Raw genomic sequence first — 19,512 nt, 5'->3', positions numbered from 1 at the left:
GCCGGATGCCCCGATGCGCTATCACCTACGGTCGTTCTGATAGCTGAGACCAGCTGTTTAGCAGCTACAAGTGATAGCGCAACGGGTGTTCCCCGTGGAAACGTGGGCGGTCACGAACAGAATGGCCTCAGTCGCGCAGCACCCAGACCGCGTTGTTCGGCTGCAGCCAGCCGTCTTCGGCCAGCGGAGCGACGGTGAGCCTGCTCCTGGGCCTTGGTCCCCTGAAAACTCCGCTCCGCTGTGGGCAACTGCTCCAACCGCTGCTTACAGACGAGGGGAAGCCTCAGGCCAGAGGCCGCCGCATGCGATAAGTTCAGGTGGAACCGCACGCGGCCCCGTCCAGGGGGCATCAGGACATGGAGAACAATGACGACAGCATGGATGGTCCGGCAGGGCAGAGGTGGCCTGTTCGCCGAAGACATGATCGAGGCCGGATACATGGGAGTCGACTTTGTCGGCGACTATGACCTCACCCCGCATCTGGGCGAAGGGCCGGACTCTTTCCGCTCCGCCGTGGTCCAGGTGTTCCTGGGGCAGGAACCGGACAAGGGCAAGGTCGCGGCCGGTCTCGCCGCCGGCAATCTGTGGTGGGCCTGCGAAGGGATCGTCGAAGGCAACCTCGTGCTGGCACCCAAACCTGACCGCACCTACCAGTACGGCGTCGTGACCGGCGGGTACGAATACCACCCGGGCACGGATCTGCCACACCGGCGCCGGGTCGACTGGAAGGGCTCGTTCAGCAAGGACGACATGAGCCCCGCCTTGGCATCATCTGCCAGGTCGATCATGACGGTGTTCCAGCTGGCCGCCCACACCGTAGAGCTGGCGGCGCTCACTCAGCTCACCGATGCCGCCCAGCCTATAGCCCAGGCGATCTCCTCCCAGGTCGAGGACCAGCTCGCGTTCCAGATGGAGAAGCAGCTCGAAGACTTCCTGGTCCACAACTGGCGCAGCACAACGCTCGGCCAGGACTATGACATCTACGAAGAGGACGGCCAACTCAAAGGCCAGCAGTACCTCACCGACACCGGGCCCATGGACATCCTCGCGATCAGCAAGGACCGGACCCGGCTGCTCGTGATTGAACTCAAGCGCGGTCGCGCCAGTGACGCCGTCGTCGGCCAGATCCAGCGCTACATGGGCTACGTCCAGGAAGCATTGCTCGAACCTGGGCAGTCCGTTGAAGGCGTCATCATCGCGCAGGAAGATGATCTGCGGATCCGCCGTGCACTGTCCATCGCCCGGAACATCCGGTTCATGAAGTACCGGGTGGAGTTCCATCTGGAGGCGTAGCCCGGCAGGCGTAAAGGGGGCCGGCGACGGCTGGAGTGGGCGCACAAACAGGTGAGCGCCCTCGCCGCCGGCCCCGGTATCCAAACCACGTTTCAATCCGAAACCCCCAGCACCGGGGATGCCGCCGGTACGCTCCACATTAGGACGAAGACCGTGCACGGCATACGAGTGGCCGGTACTCGCTTCCGGGCACTTTTCTGAACTGTCCTCGCGTGCTTACACTCTTCTCTTGCCCGATTCGAGATGAGGACCACCATGGCCGCCGCAGACTACTTCGTCCACCGCCACCACGACACCGAAATCCCCGAAGACCACCTCGACATCTGGCGTGCAATTCCGACCGGTGGTTTTGACGATCAGCCGAGCGTCCAGATCAATCAGGCCGACGGCGTGACGGCCTCGGTCAGCTACCGGACGGATGATGCCCGGGCTCTGGCCCGCGCCATCCTGGAGGCGGCAGGAGTCGATCCACGGGAAGCCTTCACCGGGGACCTGCCTGAACTGTACGCCGGCTGCTAACGTCGTCGACCGCCGGTCGGACGCACCTTGGTTATGGAACGAACCCGTTGCCCCAGGACGCCGCGCCGTGGGTTCGATCCGGAGCTGGCGGTGCAGACGTGTCCTCGAAGACACGCCGCTCTGTCTCCGCAAAGCTGTCGGTGCCCAGGAGGACCATGGACTCATGACCGCTCCAACAGTGGAGGCGGCGATCCATGAACTGATGGATCTCGCCTGGAATGTTGTCTATCACCTGCTCGAGGAGCAGGGCCTGCTCGGCGACGGATTGTTGGTCGATGAGTACACAGGGATCCACTCCTGGCTGGACGGACCGACCCGGTACACCGTGGTCCACTCCCGGACGGTGGCGGTCCTGTTCGTCGAGACACGGCCCGTGGACGCCATCGCCTTCCGTCACGATCTCCTGGGCGCAGCCGACGTTGCAGGCTTCTTCAAACTTCCGGGCAGCTGCTGACGGTCCGGTCGGTCCTCCTCATTACTCCTGAGAGAGCCAAGCCGATACCGTGGCGTTGAACCACTCCGGGCGTTGAAGGGGGATTCCGTGGCCACACCCATCCACAACCTCCAAGTCGCTTCCAGGTAGGGCGGCATGGATCGCAGCGGCAGAGTCACGCATCAGCCTCCGTTCACGCTGACCCACCATCACGAGGGCTTCCCCAGGGAAGCGGGACCAATTCTCAGGCAATGCGAAGCGCAGGTTCTCCCCGACGGCGGCCGTCAAGGTCGCCTTCGTTATGCCTGCACTGGTGTCGATGTACTGCTCCATCAGCTCTGGGGGTATGAACAGCTGCCGGGCCTGCAGGCGGGCAAACCATCTCCTCCGGGCAAGTGGCGCGCTCAAACCGAGAATGCCCAGGGTGAGGCCACCGTACGCCATCGGCTTCGCTTGGGCACTGACGACCATAACTCGGCTCACCAGAGGCGTATGTTGAGCCGCCAGACCGATGGATAGCTGGGCCCCGAGCGAGAAGCCGATCACTGCTACTGGCGAACCAACCCGTTGCAACACCAAGTCGGCCAGGGCATTTACGGTCGCGGAATGCGAGATGTACTCCTCGCTGGAGCTCTCTCCGTGCCCCGGGAGGTCGGGGACGATCACACGGTGCCGGTCTTCCAGGCTACGGCTCAGGGATTGCCACATCCAACCGGCGACGCCACCACCGTGCAGGAGCAAGACAGGAGGTGCGCTCTCTGGTCCGTACTGGTTCGTGTGCACCGGCTTATGCTTTCACGTTCCCAGCGCCTGCTACGTCTCTGAGAATACGAATTGGCCACCACTCCAGTAACACTGTGCGCCCTAATCGACTTCCTCAGAACCTGACCGTCCTAACCCAGATTCAGGCCGCCGGACCTTTAGTCCTTCAGCACCCAGGCAGCGTTGTTCGGTTGCAGCCAGCCGTCCTCCGCCAGGGGCGCGGCGCTGAGCAGCACGGTACCGACGGGCAGCCGAACCGGCTCGGCGCCCATGGCGACGGCGACCAAGAAGTCGGCGCTGCGTTCGCATATCAGCAGGTTGCCGGCTTCGACGCGCCAGATGCCGCCGTCGTCCGGGCCGAAGACCTCGTTCCTCCACAGCAGCCGGCGCAGCTCCAGCGCCGCTTTGGTCAAGTTCAAGGCGGACTGCGCGTCCTGCTGCTGGAGCTCGATGGCGTGGGTGCCCCAGCCTGCGGGGATCGGGAGCCACGGTTCGCCCGCGGTCTCAGCGAGCGAGAAGCCGTGGTTCAGCGCCCCGTCCCCCGTCCAGGGCAGCGGGACACGGGCGCCGTCGCGGCACACGCCGCCTCGGGCCCACATTGGGTCCACCCGGGCACCCACCGGGACGTCGACCTCGGGCAGCCCGAGCTCCTGGCCTTGGTAGATGTACGCGGCGCCGGGCAGTCCAAGCAATGCCACGAGGGCGGCCCGCGCCCGGACGTTGCCGAGTTCGCCGCCGCCGAACCGGGTCACGGAACGGACGATGTCGTGGTTTTCGAGCGCCCAGGTGGGGGCGGCGCCGTGGAGCTGCCGGGCGGCCTCGAGTTCGTTCCCGACGGCGGCCCACGCCTCCGGGTCCCAACCGAGCTTCACGAACGCGAATGCGAAGGCCTGCTGCATCTCGTCGGCCCGGGTGTACCGGGCGGCGCGGGCCGGTTCCAGGTTGACCTCGCCCACCAGCAGGCGGTGCGGCTCGTACTTCTCGGCGAGCGTTCGCCAGCGGCGGTAGACCTCGTGGACGTCCTCCTGGTCCGAGACCTGCGGGTTGGACCGCAGCCCATCCACCACCCCGCCCGTGGAGGGCGAGTCCGGCAGCCCGTCGGCCTTGAACAGCGCATGCGCGACGTCGATGCGCAGCCCGTCCACGCCCCTGTCGAACCAGAAGCGAAGCACGCCGTCAAAGTAGTCGCCGACGGCGGGATTGCGCCAGTTCCAGTCCGGCTGACCGGCCGAGAACAGGTGCAGGTACCAGTCCTTGTCCGTCGCCGAATCCGGGGTGGCGCGGCTCCAAGCCCGGCCACCGAAGACGCTTTGCCAGTTGTTCGGCGGGACATCGTTGGTTGAAGCGTCGGCCCCAGACGCAGAGCCGCTGCCGCCGTCGTCGGACGTGCCCAATGGACCCGGCACAAAGTGGAACATGTCCCGCTCGGGCGAGCCCGGGGCGGCAGCTAGGGCCGCCTGGAACAGCGGGTGCTCCGAGGAGCAGTGGTTGGGGACGACGTCGAGGAGGACCCGCAGGCCCAGCGCGTGGGCTTTGGAAAGCAGGGACTCGAACTGTTCCATGGTGCCGAACAGCGGGTCCACGCCGCAGTAGTCGCTGACGTCGTAGCCCTGGTCCACCTGCGGGGAGGGCTGGAACGGGGTCATCCAGATGCCGTCGACGCCGAGCGAGGCGATGTACGGCAGCCGGGCGATGAGGCCGGCGAGGTCGCCCACGCCGTCGCCGTCGCCGTCGGCGAAGGAGCGCGGGTAGACCTCGTAGATGACAGCGGACTGCCACCAGTCAGGAGCGGGCGCAAGAGCGGTCTCCTCGACAGGACTCTGGCTCATTTGCTCGCGCCCGCGGTGAGGCCTTCGACGATCCGACGCTGGAAGATCAGCACCATAATCACCAACGGTACGGTGACGATCACGCCGGCGGCCATCTGCTCGCCGAAGGGCGCCTGGAATTCGGTGGCGCCGGTGAACTTGGAGATCGCGACCGTGGCGGTCTGGATCTTGGGGTCGTTGATCATGGACAGCGCGATGATGAATTCGTTCCAGCTGTGGATGAAGGTCAGGATCGCGGTGGTGAACACGCCCGGCGCGGCAAGCGGGAGCAGGACCCGGCGGAACGCCTGCCACTTGGTGCAGCCGTCGATCATGGCGGCTTCCTCGAGGTCGAACGGCAGGGCCTTCATGAACGTGGTGAGGTTCCAGACCGCCAGCGGGATCGCGAACGACAGGCTGGGGACGATCATCGCCTGGTAGGTGTTGATCCAGCCGAGGTCCGTGAAGAGGCGCAGCAGCGGCACCACCACGGAGATGCCGGGGAACATCGACGTCGCGATGATCACGCCCAGGATCACCGACTTGAAGCGGAAGTTCAGCCGGGAGATCGCGTAGGCCGCGAATACGCCCAGGAGCAGGGCGAACACCGTGGTGGTCCCGGCGACGACCAGGGAGTTCAGCAGGGCCTGGCCGAACATGGTGGAGCCGTCGAACACCTTGGCGTAGTTCTCCAGCGAGAACGGCGCCGGCAGGAGGGTGTTGTCGAAAATGTCGGCGGTGCGGCGGAAGCTGGAGACCAGCATCCAGTAGAACGGCGCCAGGCAGTAGGCGAAGATCAGCGCCAAGCCCAGGTACACCGAGTAGGAACGCCACGTGCGTTGCGCTTTCGGCTTGCCTGTGTTCGATTTGCCGGGGCGGCCGACGGCGTCGGTCGCGGCGGCGCCGGAGGCGCTTGGTGCGCCGGAGTCGGTGGCGGCGTTGCGGAGGTCGGAGATGGTCATCGGGTGGCCTCGGCCTTCTGGGTGCGGGTTGCCTTTGTGCGGGACTTCTTCGAGATCAGCTTCAGTTCCTTGGCGCCCGTGACGTCGGCGCCGAGCACCTTAACGAACACGATCGCGACGACGGCGACGTACAGGAAGAGCATGATCGCGAACGCCGAGGCTGAGCCGTAGCGGAGCTGGTTGGATTCGTCCCAGGCGAGCATGGAGAGGGTTTCCACGGATTCCTTGCCGGGGCCGATCAGCACGAACGGCAGGTCGAACATGCGCAGGGCGTCGAGCATGCGGAACAGCACGGCCACCAGCAGGGTGGGCTTGACCAGCGGGAGGGTGATGGAGCCGAGCTGGCGCCACCAGCCGGCGCCGTCGATCTTGGCGGCCTCGTAGACTTCGCCGGGGATGACCTGCATGCCGGCGAGGACCAGGAGGCCGATGAACGGGGCGGTCTTCCAGACTTCGGCGATGATGATGGCCGCGCGGGAGGCGTTGCCCTCGGCGGTCCAGAGGATTTCGCTGCCGATCAGGGTGTTGGCGATGCCGTCGGACTGGAAGATCCAGCGCCACAGCAGGCCGGAGACGGCGGTGGGGACGGCCCAGGGCACCAGGATGCTGGCGCGCAGGAAGGACCGGCCGCGGAAGGCGCGGTTCATGGCCAGGGCCAGGCAGAGGCCCAGGACGGTCTCGAGGAACACGGTGGTGATGGTGAAGAAGGTGGTGTTGCCGAGGGCGTTGAGGAAGCGCCGGCCGGTTTCGCCGACGAAGAGGTCGGCGTAGTTGGCCAGGCCCACGAAGGATTCGACGTCGGCCACGAAGCCGTCCGCGTCCAGCCCGGATTCGGCGCGGTAGAGGGACTGGTGCACCGCGGCGAGCAGCGGGTACACGATCACGAGGGCCAGGACCAGGAGGGTGGGGGAGAGCAGCAGCGCGGCCATCCGGCCTTCGCCGGGAGTGCGGGTGCCGCGGTGGCCGCGTGTGCGCGGGCTGGCTGGTTGGGGTGTGCCGGTTTGCGCGCCGGCGGGCGGGGCGGTCGTCGTCGTCATTCTGGGAACCTCACTGGGGTTGCAGCTGCCGGGCCGGCCGGGGTGAACCGGCCGGCCCGGCTGTTGCTCGAATAGTTCGGAATTACTTGGCGGAGAGCTCGGTGAGCTTGGCCTGCATGTCGTTCAGGGCCGTGTCCGTGTCCTTCTTGCCGGTGATGGCCGCGTACGCCTCTTCCTGGATCGCCTTGGTGGTGGCGCCGTACTGGACCACCTTGGGCCGCGGCTGGGCGTTGTTCAGCGAGGTCAGCAGGGTGGGGAAAAACGGGCGCTTAGCGACGACGGCCGGGTCCTCGAACAGGGAGGCGTACACCGGGGCGCGGGAGCTGAGCGCGAGGCGCTTCTGGGCCTGCTCCTCGCTGGTGAAGAACTTGACGAACTCCAGCGCCGTAGCCTTGTTCGGGGTGAACGGGGAGATGGCGAGGCTGCGGCCGCCGAGGGTGGAGACGCCGGGGCCGTCGGTGCCGGGGATGGAGGTGATGCTGAACTTGCCGGCCACCTTGCTGGAGCCGTCCGTGGCGCTCAGCGAGGCGTGCAGGAAGGGCCAGTTGCGCATAAAGACGAGCTTGCCGTCCTGGAACGCGCGGCGGCCCTGCTCTTCGAGGTAGGTGATGGCGTCGGACGGGAACATGCCGTCCTTGAAGCCGTCCACCAGCAGGTTCAGGCCGGCCTTGGCTTCGGGGGTGTTGACGGTGGGCTTGCCGTCGGCGTCGACGACGGTGCCGCCGGCGGAGGCGACGGCCTCGGAGAAGTTGACCGTGAGGGCCTCGTTCTTGTCGAACTGGCCGGTGTAGCAGGACATGCCGGCGGCCTCGGGGAGCGCCAGGATCGCCTTGCAGGCGGTCCTCATTTCGTCCCAGGTCTTGGGCGGGGCGGCGATGCCCGCGGCCTTGAGCAGGTCGGAGCGGAAGTAGAACAGGGCGCCATCGGTGTAGTACGGGGCGCCGACCAGGGTGTCCCGGTACGTCGCGGCGTTGACCGTGGCGGGGATCATCTTGTCGGTGGGGACGGCGTCCGCGGGCAGCGGCTGGATCCACTTGTTGGCGGCGAACTCGGAGGTCCAGACGACGTCCAGGTTCAGCACGCTGAAGGTGTCCGACTTGATCTGCGCGTTCTGGATGAGCTGCTGGCGCTGCTGGTCCGCCGAATCGGGCAGTTCGATGAACGTGACCTTCTCCTCGGGGTGGGCGGCGTTCCATTCCTCGATGCTCTTGTTCGCGGCACCGGAGGCGTCGCGGTTGGAGACGTAGTTGATGGGGCCCTTGCCCTCGAAGGACGCGGCGGCGGCCTTCGGGGTGCTCTTGGCGTCCGTGGCGGTCCCGCCGCAGCCCGTGAGGGCGACGGCGGCGACGGTCAGGGATGCGGTGGTGGCGAGAAGAGTCTGCCAGGTGCGGCGGCGCTGCCTCATGTGTTGCTCCTTGTTGTGGGGTGGTGCGAGCGGTGCGGGTGGTTTGGTGCATGCGGAATCGCGGCGGGTTGCCTGGTGGCACGGGGAAGTGCCGGCGGCCGCCGTGGGTGGTGGTGGTTTTGGGTCTTGGCTAGCTGAGTGAGACTGGGGTGCCGACTTGTTCGCCGGGCGGGGCCGGGGTCGCCGGTGCCGGAACCGGGTGGGGCGGCGCGGTGGAGCCGCGCTCGATCAGCCGGTGCGGCATGATCTTCGGTCCGAGGTCGCGGGAGCGGAGCAGCTTTTTGACGGCCATCCGCCCCATCTCCTCGAGCGGCTGCGCCATGGTGCTCAGAGGCGGGTTGACGTGCAGGGAGGTGGAGGTGTTGTCGAAGCCCAGGACCGAGACGTCTTCTGGCACCCGGAGCCCGCGCCGCTGCAGTTCATTGACGACGGCGGCGCCCATCTCGTCGCTCATCGCGAAGATCGCGGTGAGCCCGGGTTCCTGCCGCAGGAGTTCGTCCGCGCCGGCGGCGCCGCTTTCGTAGAAGAAGCTGCCGGTCGCGGTCACCGGCGTGCAGTTAGCTTCGGTCATGGCGCGCAGGTAACCGCGCTGGCGGGGCTGGGCGACGTAGATCGACGCCGGATCCCCGGTCAGGAGGCCGATGCGGCGGTGGCCGAGCCGCAGCAGGTGACGGGTCGCGTCATAGGCTGCCTGCTCGTCGTCGATGGCCACGCTGGGGGAGCCGGACTTGTCGCTGATGGCGACGGAGATAATGGGGACGTTGGGCCCCAGCAGCTGCCTGGTCTCCGGCGTGATCACCGCGGAGATGAGGATGACGCCGGCGGCCCGGTAGGTGCGCAGGGTCCGGAGGTAGCCGGCGATATAGGCGGATTTAGCGCCGGTGCGGCCGAGCATCACGGCGTAGCCGCGTTCCTGGGCTTCCTCCTCCACGCCCTGCATGACCTTGGAAGCGAGGGCGTCAGAGACCATGGGGGCGAGGAGCCCGATCACGGACGTCTGCCGGGTCTTGAGTCCCCGGGCGAGGTAGTCCGTTTCGTAGCTGAGGCTCTGGACCGCGGTCTCGACCCGTTCCCGGGTCTCGTCGGAGTAGCCCACCAGCCCGTTGACAACCCGGGAAACGGTGGCCGGAGAGACGCCGGCGTGCTTGGCGACATCGCGGATGGTGACCACTGTTCCTCCTCCCTTGTGCTGGCCGGACCGTGTTACGCAAACGGTTTACGTAAACGGTTTCGTGATCTGCTGCACCAACACTAAGGGGAGATGTGCCGGAGGCGTGACTGTTTAGGAAACAACGCCCTCAGGAGGGGCCTAGGCTCCCGGTCCGTCGAACAACGCGCTGTTGCTGCTCTGGGGTACCACGACGTGAACGGCGTTGCGCTGGACGGTGAAGTCGGTGGGCGTGGTGGTCGCGATCTCGCCGTCGAGGTTCACCGGCAGCGGCGGCTCAGTGACCACCCGGACATGTCGGCTGGTCAGGTGGTACACCCGGTCGTGTTCGATGAAGCTGCCGTCCTTGAGCAGCCGTGCAATACTCACGTGCTCCCGGAGCGGGCCGGCCAGGATGGCGTAGATGTCCAGGGTGTGATCGTCGATCCCTGCAGTGGGAGAGACCGTGTTGCCGCCGCCGTAATGCCGGCCGTTGCCGACCGCTACCTGAAGCAGGTTTTCCAGTTCCAGCGGCTCGTGGTCGCCCTCTGGGAACTCGAGGCGGGCCCGGAACGGTTTGTGCCGGGCATAAGCCCGAAGCGTGGCGATGCTGTACGCCAATGGCCCGATGTACCGCTTCAAGCGGGGGCTCAGCGCCTCCGTCACAGCCACCGACAGGCCCGCGGACGCCACGTTGAGGAATGGCTCACCGTTAGCCCGGCCGAGGTCGATGTCCACCACCTTCCCGTCTGCGACGGTAGCGCAGGCCTCGGCCAGATTGTTGGGTATCTCCAGCGTGCGGGCGAAGTCGTTGGCAGTGCCCAATGGAAGAACGCCGAGCATAACGTTGGTGCCGGCAACCCGACCCGCGGCGCAGGTCATTGTCCCGTCGCCACCACCGACAACAATCAGGTCGTGCCCGTCCGCCACCACCCGGTCAAGCGTCGCGGCCAGGTCTGCCCCGGACAGGACGTGGTGCACGGCGGAGATCGGCACGCCTGCCTTTCGCATCGTGTCCAGCCCAAGTTCGTGTGCCGCCCCTCGGCGTGATCCGGCGTTGATCACCACGGCGGCAGAGCGGGCGTCCCGGGCAGCCTTCATGCGGATCATGGTAGGCGGTGGACCTGTGAATTCCCGCAAGGGGCTGGGTGGGATCTAGGACTCGCGCGGGCCCGGCGGTTAGACATGGCGTGAAGTACGACGGCGGCCGCTGGCTTTGCGTGGCGGTGACCTTCGGGTACTCCCAGTAAGGCGGCGGGACGGCGGCCACGGCACACCTGTATCCTGACAAGGCAGGTTGAATGGCTACAGCGGCCATCAACCACGCTCGGTTCGCGGCCGGATGACGGTCCGGAATCCTGGGCCGCAGCCATCCACGTCGTGGAATCACCGCCGCAATCGTCAGTCGCCGATCGGCTCCTCTGACGCTTGGAATGGATCTTTATCACTACGGACACGCCAGCTCCCGTGGGAATCCCGACGTCGGTCCTCAAGCCCTCACGCGGAGTTGCGGTGGATGATCCCGCCGTCGTGACCTGGGCCGAGGCTGGTGAGAGCATGACGGCGCGATGGCGTTCGGCGAACGGCAGACCGGCGCCGACGCGCATCGAAGTGGTCTCCGACTCTCTTACGGCCGATGATGCGAACCGGATGGCGTCACAGGGGATCGCGATGCTCTGGCACGGTGACTTCCACAACGCACGGCAGATCCTCAACGCCCTGGACCGGCGGATAGGCGCCGGAAAGAAGGAGACCGCAGCAATTCCGGCCGATAAGTTCTATCGGCACCGCCAGTCCCGCTCGCATCGCGCACGCGTTCTCGGCCTGCTGCTGATATCTCTTGATCCGGGCCTGGTGGTGCCGCTGCGCCGCGCACCGGACATCCGGCAGGCCGCCGCTGAAGCGTACGGTGATATCGGCGAACCTTCCGTTGTGTCCCTGTATGAGCTTGTCGGGGCCATTGGCGCCCACGAGTGGCGACGTAATGGTGTCTACGTCGATGCCCTGCAGGGCCGCATCCACCCGCACTATGGCACGTTCTTCCCCACCCGGAGCGAGTATGTGGATCTCGTGGCCGCCGCTGCGCTTCCCTCTGACACGCTGGCGTTCGACGTCGGAACCGGCACTGGGGTGCTCGCTGCCGTCCTCGCGCGCCGTGGCGTCCACCGAGTGGTGGCGACGGACAATGAACCGCGTGCAATCGCCTGCGCCGCTGAGAATTTCCGGAACCTCGGCGTCCAGGATCGTGCCGAGGCCGTCCTGACCGACATGTTCCCGCCCGGGCGGGCACCGCTTATCGTGTGCAACCCTCCATGGATTCCGGCCACGCCGCATTCCACCCTGGACAACGCCGTCTACGACCCCGGGAGCAGGATGCTGTTCCGCTTCCTGAACGGACTCTCCGACCATCTGGAACCGGGCGGTGAGGGCTGGCTTGTCCTCTCCGACCTGGCCGAACACCTTGGCCTGCGGACGCGTGACGATCTGCTGGCCGCCATCACGGCGGCAGGGCTGAAGGTGGTGGAACGGCTGGACACCAAGCCAACGCATCCGAAGGCATCGGACCGCGACGATCCCCTGTTCGAGGCGCGCTCGGCCGAGGTCACGTCGCTGTGGCGGCTCGTTCCCCGGTAGTCCCAAATTCCTGACGACGCGGCTGCGCGGTCAGGGACGGGACCGCTACCTGGCCGCGCTCCCGTACTCGGTCAGGCCGTTCCTGATCGCGAACAAGGTGGCACCCACCCGGTTGGTTGCACCGATCTTGGTGTAGATGTGCTCCACATGGTTGCGGACGGTCTTCCGGGCGAGAAACAGAGCGCCGGCGATCTCGGCCGGTGTCATTCCGCGGCACAGCATGCTGAGGATCTCCACTTCCCGCGGTGTGAGTCCACCCGCTGGGGCATGCGGACGGCGGGGCTGCTGGCCGGCCGCCACGAGCACTGCCTCCACAGCTTCCGCGGCGAGCCTGCCGGCTGAAACCTCCTGCCGGAGCCTGGCAGCCGCATCAGCCGGCGCGAGCACGGGCCGGTGCGGGCGTGGCTCCAGGGAGGCTTGGTAGGAGTCCGCAGCCGCCAAGATCCGCTGCTTTATCCCCAGCTCCGTTCCGCCAATCCCTCGCGGATAGCCGGACCCGTCGAGCCGCTCGTGGTGTGAGCCGGTGAGGGCCGCCTCGCCCTTCAGTCCGGGAACGCGGCTGAGGATCCGCTCTCCCAGATACGGATGCATTCGGATACGTTCCAGGTCCAGCCCGGAGAGGGGCTCCTTCTTATCCCACACCTGGTTGGACACCCCCAGCCGGCCCAGGTCGTGTACCCATCCTGCACGGCGGAGCTCCGTGACGTCGTCGGCCGGTAGCCCATGCTCCTCGCCCGCGGCGGCGGCGAGGGCCGCTACTGCACGGGAGTGACCTGCCGTGTAGGGAGACTTGAGGTCCGCGAAGTCGCCGATCGCTCGCAGCACCGCATCCAGCTCGTGGTCGGACAGGGGAGCGTCATTGGGAGCCAGGTCCAGGGCGGCCTGCCAGCAGTCGACGTCGAGGAGCCCTTCGGTGAGTGCCTCGGCCTGATCGATGAACAGCCCGGCCAATGCTGGATCGAACTGGCTGCCGCGGCGCGCCCGCACCATGGCCACCGCACCGGCCACGCCCTCCCTCCGCAGGAAGACCTCGGCCGTATCCGCGAGATGCATGATCCGCATCTCCAGCGGAATTTCCGGCCCCGCCACACCCTCCGGCAGGCCCTTGCCGTCCCACCGCTCGAAGGTGTGGGTGAGCAGTCCTGCCACGCCGTCGTCGAGCCCTACACTGCTGGCCAACACCCCGGCGGAGACGCAGTGCGAGGCAATCATGGTCCGCACCGCCCCGCTGCCCGTCGCCGCGAAACGCGTCCAGTAGGCAACGCGGGCGAGCGGCGGGAGGCCGGCGCCGGCGTGGCTGAACATGCCGGCATACATGGGCAGGCCATGCTGGTCGCGGTTGTAGTAGTCGGCGCGGAAGGCGATATCGTCCGTGAACAGTGCGGCGAGTTCAAAGGAATCCGCGTGGCAGCCGATCCAGGCCAGCTGGTTGGCGTAGTAGATCCTGCCCTGGCCGGCGGCGTCAACGCCGGCCGCCCCCGCGATCCGTAACGCCAGCAGGGACGCCCGCAGCATGTGCTCCATCGGTTGCCCCAGCCCCAGGTCAATGGCGAGCGACAGTGCGGCCAGGACTTCGCTGCGGCGGGGGTCAGCCGATGACTGCTTCACACCTGCCATTCTAGGAAGCCGTCAGCCAAGGCAGTAGGGATCACGCGGCGGCCGTTATGCCGCCTGGTTCTTCCCGGTCCGGGCCTGGGCAAGACCTGGTCCGGCGGGATGGGCCGTGGACGGGAACCTAACGCCCACCTGGGCTCCGAACAGTCCACGTTGCGGAAGCCAGAAGTCCGCCAGGTGGTCCTGTACAGGCAGTGCGCCCGGAACTCCCGCGTCCTCACCCCGGATGGTGGCCTGGGAATCCGTCACAAGCCACAACTGCCGCGGCTGGGCCTGGAACGTCTGGCCGTTGGGCACCACACCCGAGACTTTCATTCTGCCCGCGCCGAGCAGCGGACCGGCGAATGCTCCCATGGCCCGGAGCACCAGCTCGTTTCGCCACAGGCTTTCCGGCATGCGTACGGCCATGGCGGTCAGCATCGTGGTGGCCGCGGATGTGCCCAGCTGCAGGTGCCAGTCAACAACGCCTGGAACCGTGATCACGGCGGTGAACGGCCCGCTCCACTGGATGTCGACGTCGGTCTCCACCGTATGGTGGACGGCCGTCCCGAAGTACCGGGCGCAGCTGAGCTCGGGCGCGGCGTTGGCGTAGATGGTCCACCGGCCGCCGGGCGTGCGGTGCCAGACGGAGCGGTAGCCGGGGCCAACGGAGCTCACGGGAAAATCCCGGAAGGCCAGGTAGTGGCCGCTGGTAAAAGGTAGCCCCAGGACGGCGTAGCCGGCGAAATGCTCGGCAGCGTCTTCGGGAAGTTCGGCAAGTTTCGGCGTTGCCTCTGCTGATGACTGCGGCTGGTAGATGGTCATTGCCGCCTCCTTTTCTCTATGACCCGAGCCTATGACCGGGCCGCAGCAAGGGCATGGGGCAACTGCCCCATTTTGTGTCAGCCGCCCGGAACAGTGAACCAACGGCGTAGTCTGCGAGGTCCCGCCGCCGCCAGGGTTAGCCCGCCACCGCCGCCTTCGCGGCCTGCGAGGCCTGCATCCACTCGCTCAGCCACGGGGCCCGCACGCTCGACGTGATCCGGCAGTCGGCCACGAAGGTTCCCCTGGCGCCGGCGTCGATCCAGTCCTGGAGCGCGGAAAGGTCCGACAGCGAGTGGATGATCGCGGATTCGGCACCGAGCGCGTGGGCGATGCCGCTGAAGTCCACCTCGGGGATCAGCATGGGCTTTTCGGTCAGGCCCTGGGATCCGTACTGGTGGATTTCGGCTCCATAGGCGGCATCGTTGTAGATCACCACGACGGCGCTGCTGGCCGCGCCAATCAGCGATTCGAGGTCGGACAGGCCCATCAGGAAACCGCCGTCGCCGGAGGCCAGCACCAGGGTGCGGCCGTCCTCCACGGCGCGGGCTGCCCCGACGGCGCTGGCAAGGCCCAGCCCGATGGCCTGGTAGGCGGTCCCCACCATGACCAGGTCCTGCGGCCTCGGGATGCGCCAGTACATGGGTGCCCAGCCGACGAAGTGCCCTCCGTCCTGGACCACCGTGCGGCGCTCCGGCAGCACCGCATCCAGTGCCGTGGCAAGGGAGCGCGGGTCCAGCCGGCCGTCCGGCGTCTCCGCTGAGCCTGGATGGTGGGCCGGTCCCTCGGCCAGGCGCTTGCGGGCTTCCGCGCGCCAGGCTTCTGCGCGGCGGGCGTCCGACGAGGCCGTGCCATCCAGCATCCCCAGGATGCGTCCCGCAGCAGACTTCACGTCCGCGCTGACGAACGTGTCCACCCGGGGGTGCGTCGGCTGCAGGGCGGTGTCGATCTGGATGACGGTGCTGTCCGGGCCGAGCAGGTGCCCGAACCGCATGGTGAAGGGGCTCAGGCTTGCCCCGGCCACGAGGACCACATCGGCCTCACCCATGAGCCCGGCCGCGGTGTCCGTGCCGAACCCGCCCGCGACGCCGAGGTACCCCTCGCCCTGGAGGAGGTTAAGCGCCAGGGCGGTTCCGGCGGTCAGCGCGCCCAGGCGGTCGGCGAGCTCGCGGAGCTCCGGGCCGGCACCGGCGAGATGCGCACCGCGGCCGGCGAGGATCAGCGGCCGTTTCGCCCCGGCGAGCAGGTGGGCTACCTGCCCGAGGCCGCCGTCGACGTCGTCAATCACCGCTGGTGCCAGCGGCTCGGGAAGCTCTTCGTCCCCAGCCTCGAGGGCAGCGAGGTCGTAGGGGATGGCAATCACGACGGCGGTGCGCTTGGTGAGCGCGTATTCCACCGCCTGCTGCGTGATGGAGCCCGCGGCGTCGCGGGTGACGGTGAAGGTCGCCGCGCCGAGGCCCGCGGCGATTGCCGCCTGGTCCACGTCCCAGGGCCGGGCGCCACTGCTCGGAGCGTCCCCGGTGACCAGCACCACGGGGATTTGTGCCTGGACGGCCTCGGCGAGGGCGGTGAGTGCGTTGGTGTAGCCGGGGCCATAGGTGGTGGTGCCCGCTGCGAGGCGTCCTGACGTCCGGTAGTAGGCGTCGGCCGCGGCGATGGCGGCGCCTTCATGGCGGACGGCGGAGAAACGGAGGCCCAGCTTTTCCGCGGCGTCCAGGAAGTAGACGTTTCCGTTGCCCATGACGCCGAAGACATCGCTGAGGTAGCTGCTGAGAACCTGCGCCACGCGGCCGGAGACGGTAAGTGAAGTCATGCAGGAATCATGTGGGCTGGTTCACAGATAGGCAAGAGAGTCGATTTTGACTGGGATATTTGGCAGGAGTGGGCAGACGCAACTGAAAATATGCCCACTTGTGGCGTGCGTCACCTGGATTTACCTCGTAGGGCGGGATTCCTGCTCGGAGAGCCGGCTCAGAAGGCCGTCGTAGCGGGGCGGCATGAGTTCCAGCACGGAAATGGCCGTGCTGGTCCGTTGGATCCCCTCGATTTCCAGGATCTCGTTGGTGATGCGGTAGAGATCGGCCGTACTGCGGGCCACCACCCTGGCCATGAGGTCTGCGTCCCCGGTGGTGGCGTGCACCTCGATGACCTCCGGGATCGCGGCGAGTCCGTCTTCCACCGCGCCTGTTCGCGTCTGGCTGATGGACAGGGAGAGGAAGGCCATCAGGTCATAGCCCAGCGCGGCGGGATCCAGCCTTCGGCTGAAGGAGCGGAGGGCGCCGCTGCGCTCGAGCCGTGCCAGCCGGGCGTGGACCGTGTTCCGTGCGACGCCGAGCGTCCGCGAGAGTGCCAGGGCGCTGGCTTCGGGATCCTTGTCGAGGGCCAGGATGATCCTGCCGTCGAGGGAATCCACAGTGCGAGGGTTTGGGATGGTCATATTTTCACCACAGACAGTAGAAGTTGAGCAGAAGTCCCAATGGTTTGAGGGTATCTTGCAATGTGGGCGGTGTCACAATCATGATCGATCCTCATGACCCGTGATCAGCTCCTGACCGCACCGGACACCGCGCTTCCCACCCTTCGTGGCGCGGTGGCCGGACTTCCGCCCTACGTCCCGGGCCGGCGCAGCGCCGGCCTGGACATTGCAGCCCTCGCCAGCAACGAAAGCCACTACGCTCCGCTGCCTGCTGCCGCCGCTGCGGTGACCGAAGCGGCAGGAACCATGAACCGCTACCCGGACAGTGCCGCCGTCGAACTCCGCGAACGGCTCGCCCGCCACCTCGGCGTCACGGCCGGAGAGGTGGCGGTGGGACCCGGAAGCGTTGGCGTCCTCCAGCAGATCATCACCGGCCTGTGCGACGCCGGGGATGAGGTGATCTTCGCGTGGCGCTCCTTCGAGGCATACCCCGTCCTGGTTGAGCTGGCAGGCGCCCGGCCGGTCCGCATTCCGCTGGACGACGCTGAGGGCCACGACCTCGATGCCATGTCCGCGGCCGTCACCGCCCGCACGAAGGTGATCCTGCTTTGCACCCCCAACAATCCGACCGGCGTGCCGATCAGCCATGAGCGCGTTGAGGCCTTCCTGCAGTCCGTCCGCTCCGACATCCTCGTGGTGATTGACGAGGCCTACGTGGAATACGCCGAAGCGGGCAGCGGCCCCGATTCCCTGGCGCTCTACCGCCAGTACCCGAACGTCTGCATCCTGCGCACCTTCTCGAAGGCGTACGGGCTCGCCGGCCTGCGCGTGGGATACGCCGTGGCGGCGCCGGAGATCGCCGAGGGACTGCGCCGGACCGCCCTTCCCTTCTCGGTGAGCGCACTGGCCCAGAAGGCGGCCATCGCATCGCTGGACGCGGGGGAGGAGATGGAAGCGCGCGTCGCCGCCGTCAGGCAGGAACGCGCCCGGATGGCCGCGCAGCTGGAAGCCCAGGGCTGGAAACTGCAGCCGAGCCAGGGCAACTTCCTGTGGATCCGTGCGGATGAGCTGCTCCAGGCGAGGCTGGTGGAGGCGTTTGACCGCGCGGGCATCCTGGTCCGGGCATACCAGGGAGACGGCGTGCGGATCACCGTTGCCGGCCCAGCCTCCAACGATCGCGTGCTCCGGCTTTTGGAAGCACACACCGCCTCAACAATCGACTGACCTGAATCCCCACTCCGTTCCACCAACAACCAGAGGACTCCCCATGGAACAACAGACAAAGACGTCTGGCCGCGCACTGGGCGCCGCACTCAAACCACGCCAGCTCACCATGATGGGCCTGGGAAGCGCTATCGGCGCAGGCCTGTTCATCGGCTCGGGCGCGGGCATCCAGGCTGCCGGCCCGGCGGTGCTGATCTCCTACCTCGTGGCTGGCACGCTCATCATCCTGGTGATGTGGGCCCTCGGCGAGATGGCCGCCGCCAATCCTGACAGTGGCGCCTTCTCCGTCTACACGGCCAAGGCGTACGGGCCGGTGGCCGGTGCCACGGTGGGCTGGCTCTGGTGGCTGCAGCTCGTGGTGGTCATCGCGGCCGAAGCGCTGGGTGCGGCTGGCCTGCTGGCCACCATTTTCCCGGCTCTGCCGGTGTGGCTGATGGCCTTCGTGTTCATCGTGGTGCTCACCGCTGTGAATCTCACCAGTGTGAAGAACTTCGGCGAGTTCGAGTTTTGGTTCGCCCTGCTCAAGGTGGCAGCAATCGTCGGGTTCCTCCTGGTGGGCGCCGCACTGCTCTTCGGCTGGCTGCCGGGCGTGCAGTCGCCGGGCCTGTCCAACTTCACCGGTGCCGGATTCGCACCCAGCGGTTTCGCCGGAATCGCCACGGCACTCTTCGTGGTGGCGTTCGCGTTCGGCGGCACCGAGATCGTGTCCGTGGCGGCAGCTGAAACCGCGGAGCCTGCCCGCAGTGTGAAGAAGGCAGTCCGGACGGTGCTGTGGCGCATCCTCATCTTCTACATCGGTGCGATCTTCGTGATCGCAGCGGTTGTTCCCGTGGGTTCGGCGGGGCTGAAGAGCCCGTTCGCCGCGGTGCTGGATGCGGCCGGCATGCCCGGCGCCGCCACCGCCATCACCTTGGTGGCCGTGGCAGCACTGCTCTCCGCCCTCAACGCTAACCTCTACGGCGCCTCCCGGATGGCGTTCTCCCTGGCGGAGCGCGGTGAAGCACCACGCTTGCTCGCCTCCGTGTCGAAGGCCCGAGTTCCGGTGGTCGCAGTCCTGGCCAGCGTCGCCTTCGGCGTTGTCACGGTTGTGCTGGAGCTGGCCTTCCCCGAAAAAGTCCTTCCCGTCCTGCTCAACATCGTGGGCTCGACGTGCCTGCTGGTGTGGACGTCAGCGCTCCTCGCCCAGCTCGCGCTGCGCCTCCGCGCCGACCGCGAGGGGACGGAGCTTCCCCTGCGGATGCCGGGCTTCCCCTGGCTCACGGTGTTTGGTCTGGTCATCCTCGCCGCGATCTTCACGGTGGGATTCATCGGCGAGGATTCCCGTCCCCAGCTCCTGAGCACGTTCGCCCTCGTGGCGCTCCTGGCGGTGGCGAACTGGCTTCACCACCGCTCGGGGAACGTTTTGCCCGTTGTCGAATCCTCGGAGCGTGCCAAGGCCCCAGTGCTCATCGACTGAA

17 protein-coding genes are annotated in these 19,512 nt (G+C 67.1%); 6 read left to right on the top strand and 11 right to left on the bottom strand.

Annotated elements, in window-relative coordinates:
• Window positions 1-366: 366 nt before the first annotated feature.
• The 3 genes from AC1D2F_RS15660 (at window position 367) to AC1D2F_RS15650 (ending at window position 2,266) form a co-directional block, all read left to right on the top strand.
• Window positions 367-1,293, top strand: a complete 927-nt coding sequence (locus AC1D2F_RS15660) for an endonuclease NucS domain-containing protein (protein ID WP_229993905.1) — start codon at window positions 367-369, stop codon at window positions 1,291-1,293.
• A gap of 255 nt (window positions 1,294-1,548) precedes the next feature.
• The gene (locus AC1D2F_RS15655; RefSeq protein WP_229993906.1) at window positions 1,549-1,812 is read left to right on the top strand and encodes a hypothetical protein; all 264 of its coding nucleotides are present in this window, start codon (window positions 1,549-1,551) and stop codon (window positions 1,810-1,812) included.
• Window positions 1,813-1,975: 163 nt separating this feature from the next.
• Entirely contained in the window at window positions 1,976-2,266 is a 291-nt protein-coding gene (locus tag AC1D2F_RS15650; RefSeq protein WP_229993907.1) for a hypothetical protein, read from the top strand.
• Between the two features lie 21 nt (window positions 2,267-2,287).
• Here AC1D2F_RS15650 and AC1D2F_RS15645 read toward each other — a convergent pair whose 3' ends face one another.
• The 7 genes from AC1D2F_RS15645 to AC1D2F_RS15615 form a co-directional block, all read right to left on the bottom strand.
• A complete protein-coding gene (locus AC1D2F_RS15645; protein WP_229993908.1) occupies window positions 2,288-3,028 on the bottom strand; it encodes an alpha/beta fold hydrolase in 741 nt (246 codons plus the stop codon).
• Between the two features lie 137 nt (window positions 3,029-3,165).
• A complete protein-coding gene (locus AC1D2F_RS15640) occupies window positions 3,166-4,836 on the bottom strand; it encodes an alpha-amylase family glycosyl hydrolase (RefSeq protein WP_476967120.1) in 1,671 nt (556 codons plus the stop codon).
• Window positions 4,833-5,777, bottom strand: coding sequence for a carbohydrate ABC transporter permease (locus AC1D2F_RS15635; protein ID WP_476967119.1), 945 nt, complete (start codon window positions 5,775-5,777; stop codon window positions 4,833-4,835). The genes AC1D2F_RS15640 and AC1D2F_RS15635 overlap by 4 nt, the downstream gene beginning before the upstream one ends.
• Window positions 5,774-6,814 carry a carbohydrate ABC transporter permease gene (locus AC1D2F_RS15630; RefSeq protein ID WP_476967118.1) on the bottom strand — a complete coding sequence of 347 codons (1,041 nt, stop codon included), beginning with the start codon at window positions 6,812-6,814 and terminating at the stop codon, window positions 5,774-5,776. The genes AC1D2F_RS15635 and AC1D2F_RS15630 overlap by 4 nt, the downstream gene beginning before the upstream one ends.
• Before the next feature lie 82 nt (window positions 6,815-6,896).
• Complete coding sequence (locus AC1D2F_RS15625; protein ID WP_476967117.1) at window positions 6,897-8,219, bottom strand: ABC transporter substrate-binding protein; 1,323 nt, start codon at window positions 8,217-8,219, stop codon at window positions 6,897-6,899.
• Between the two features lie 130 nt (window positions 8,220-8,349).
• Complete coding sequence (locus AC1D2F_RS15620; RefSeq protein ID WP_476967116.1) at window positions 8,350-9,390, bottom strand: substrate-binding domain-containing protein; 1,041 nt, start codon at window positions 9,388-9,390, stop codon at window positions 8,350-8,352.
• 138 nt (window positions 9,391-9,528) lie between these two features.
• Window positions 9,529-10,467 carry a lipid kinase gene (locus AC1D2F_RS15615; RefSeq protein ID WP_476967115.1) on the bottom strand — a complete coding sequence of 313 codons (939 nt, stop codon included), beginning with the start codon at window positions 10,465-10,467 and terminating at the stop codon, window positions 9,529-9,531.
• 456 nt (window positions 10,468-10,923) lie between these two features.
• Between AC1D2F_RS15615 and AC1D2F_RS15610 the strand changes: the two genes are divergently transcribed.
• The gene (locus tag AC1D2F_RS15610) at window positions 10,924-12,000 is read left to right on the top strand and encodes a methyltransferase (RefSeq protein ID WP_476967150.1); all 1,077 of its coding nucleotides are present in this window, start codon (window positions 10,924-10,926) and stop codon (window positions 11,998-12,000) included.
• A 45-nt stretch (window positions 12,001-12,045) separates the two neighbouring features.
• On the opposite strand, the gene AC1D2F_RS15605 is transcribed toward AC1D2F_RS15610, so the two are convergent.
• The 4 genes from AC1D2F_RS15605 to AC1D2F_RS15590 all read right to left on the bottom strand — a co-directional run bounded on the left by AC1D2F_RS15605 (window position 12,046) and on the right by AC1D2F_RS15590 (window position 16,852).
• Window positions 12,046-13,608, bottom strand: a complete 1,563-nt coding sequence (locus tag AC1D2F_RS15605) for an HD domain-containing phosphohydrolase (RefSeq protein ID WP_364747768.1) — start codon at window positions 13,606-13,608, stop codon at window positions 12,046-12,048.
• A 54-nt stretch (window positions 13,609-13,662) separates the two neighbouring features.
• The gene (locus AC1D2F_RS15600; protein WP_476967114.1) at window positions 13,663-14,418 is read right to left on the bottom strand and encodes a hypothetical protein; all 756 of its coding nucleotides are present in this window, start codon (window positions 14,416-14,418) and stop codon (window positions 13,663-13,665) included.
• A 136-nt stretch (window positions 14,419-14,554) separates the two neighbouring features.
• Window positions 14,555-16,228, bottom strand: a complete 1,674-nt coding sequence (locus tag AC1D2F_RS15595) for a thiamine pyrophosphate-binding protein (protein ID WP_476967113.1) — start codon at window positions 16,226-16,228, stop codon at window positions 14,555-14,557.
• A gap of 120 nt (window positions 16,229-16,348) precedes the next feature.
• Complete coding sequence (locus AC1D2F_RS15590; protein WP_476967112.1) at window positions 16,349-16,852, bottom strand: Lrp/AsnC family transcriptional regulator; 504 nt, start codon at window positions 16,850-16,852, stop codon at window positions 16,349-16,351.
• Window positions 16,853-16,945: 93 nt separating this feature from the next.
• Here AC1D2F_RS15590 and hisC point away from each other — a divergent pair, with 93 nt between their 5' ends.
• Together hisC and AC1D2F_RS15580 are read left to right on the top strand one after the other, a co-directional pair.
• Window positions 16,946-18,055, top strand: a complete 1,110-nt coding sequence (hisC, locus tag AC1D2F_RS15585; protein ID WP_476967111.1) for a histidinol-phosphate transaminase — start codon at window positions 16,946-16,948, stop codon at window positions 18,053-18,055.
• 43 nt (window positions 18,056-18,098) lie between these two features.
• A complete protein-coding gene (locus tag AC1D2F_RS15580) occupies window positions 18,099-19,511 on the top strand; it encodes an amino acid permease (protein WP_476967110.1) in 1,413 nt (470 codons plus the stop codon).
• The last annotated feature ends 1 nt before the right edge of the window (window position 19,512 follow it).

This window comes from Arthrobacter sp. P1_B3 (assembly GCF_056406615.1).
The sequence above is the reverse complement of the archived record's forward strand: the minus strand, read 5'-3'. Positions and strand labels throughout refer to the sequence as shown.